4 protein-coding genes are annotated in these 1,375 nt (G+C 41.6%); all 4 read left to right on the plus strand.

Going from position 1 to position 1,375, the window contains the following annotated elements; translation table 11 throughout:
• Positions 1–227 precede the first annotated feature (227 nt).
• The 4 genes from AC1DUW_RS28910 to AC1DUW_RS28925 all read left to right on the plus strand — a co-directional run bounded on the left by AC1DUW_RS28910 (position 228) and on the right by AC1DUW_RS28925 (position 1,291).
• On the plus strand, positions 228–410 hold the full coding sequence (locus AC1DUW_RS28910) for a hypothetical protein (RefSeq protein ID WP_053346195.1): 183 nt from the start codon (positions 228–230) through the stop codon (positions 408–410).
• 286 nt (positions 411–696) lie between these two features.
• Complete coding sequence (locus tag AC1DUW_RS28915; RefSeq protein WP_161804926.1) at positions 697–801, plus strand: helix-turn-helix domain-containing protein; 105 nt, start codon at positions 697–699, stop codon at positions 799–801.
• 55 nt (positions 802–856) lie between these two features.
• On the plus strand, positions 857–988 hold the full coding sequence (locus AC1DUW_RS28920; protein WP_477644200.1) for a hypothetical protein: 132 nt from the start codon (positions 857–859) through the stop codon (positions 986–988).
• A 120-nt stretch (positions 989–1,108) separates the two neighbouring features.
• Positions 1,109–1,291: a hypothetical protein gene (locus AC1DUW_RS28925; RefSeq protein ID WP_477644201.1), complete on the plus strand. Its 183-nt coding sequence runs from the start codon at positions 1,109–1,111 to the stop codon at positions 1,289–1,291.
• The last annotated feature ends 84 nt before the right edge of the window (positions 1,292–1,375 follow it).

A 1,375-nucleotide genomic window follows, 5' to 3' on the forward strand; every position in this document is an offset into this window, starting at 1 on the left:
GGGGAAGACAACATGACTAATACAAAACTAACAAAGGAAAGAAAAGATATGAAAATCCGTGAAGTTTGGGAAGCAAGAAAACGAATCTTCAATTGTAGGTAGAACTCCATTGATTCAATCTACTATACTATCAGAAAAAATTGGACGTCCTGTTTTTTTAAAAGCTTGAAAATGTTCATGAGGTTGGAGCATTTAAAGTAAAGGGAGCCGCCAATAAGATACTCAGCTTGAGTGAAGAAGAAAAAAAACGTGGAGTTGCAACGTTTTCAACTGGAACCATGGTATGGCTGGAGCACCAGGTCACTCTCCCTTTCGTAGGCATTGATGATTTTGCATTCAAGAAGCGGATGTCCTATGGTACAGTGTTCATTGATTTGAAAAATCATAGGCCGTTGGATCAATTCGCGTAAACCTGAATAGGTATATCTGTGGTTAACCAAACATTCCGAGATCAGCTTGATTACTCGGGATGACTCAAAGGGCTGCGAAAGCAGTTTCCAACGCTTCGCCAACCATTTTGCAGGTGGCTAATGGCATATCCTTCGCCAACTGTTCGATGCTGTGATAAAAAAGCAATTTTCAGTCATGTACCTGCATAATGGAGCCTAAACATGAAGAGGTGGTCATGGCCGAATCAAATGAAGTACCACTACGTAAAAGTATCTTATCCGTTTAGAAAATGAAGAAAAAAGATGGGTGCGCATTCAACGGATTCAGTCCTTGTTTTCAAAAGGTTATGGTGTGAAGGCCATTGCAAGGGAACTCTACATTTCGAGAGGCACAGTCTATTCAGACTTGTGACAAACAGAGAGACAGAACCACCAACGGGCTTCGCCTCTCCCAAAATACCCGTCCATTGGTGCATTCACTGGTCAAGAAGGGACAGAAGGCAAAGCAGATTGAGCAGGAATGTCGCTCACAAGGCTCTACAGGATCACTTTCCACCTTGAATACCATGATTGCAGAGGAACGCAAACAAACAAAATGACACGGTCAGAAGACTTTTTCATTTCGGCAAAAGATCATTCAACTACTCTGGGATTCAGAAAACAAAGATTGCATCAATCAAATTGCCGAGCTGTATCCCCAATTGATCCAAACCTTCCCCGTGATAAGCAATCTCAATGAGCTTGTATATTCCTTTAGAGAATTACTGAAGGAAAAGGAAGATGCTAAATTGGAGAAGTGGGCTGAAGATTACAAGACATTTGATAATCCGTTCATCCAGACATTCATCAGCGGTATTCAACAGGATATCGCTGCGGTCAGATTAGCTATCCGGGAAGAATGAAGCAATGATCCAGTAGAAGGTCATGTGAACCGTCTGAAAACAATCAAACGAATGATGTATGGAAGAGCCGGGTTTCAAGTATTA

It is taken from the genome of Peribacillus sp. P4_C12, assembly GCF_056402095.1.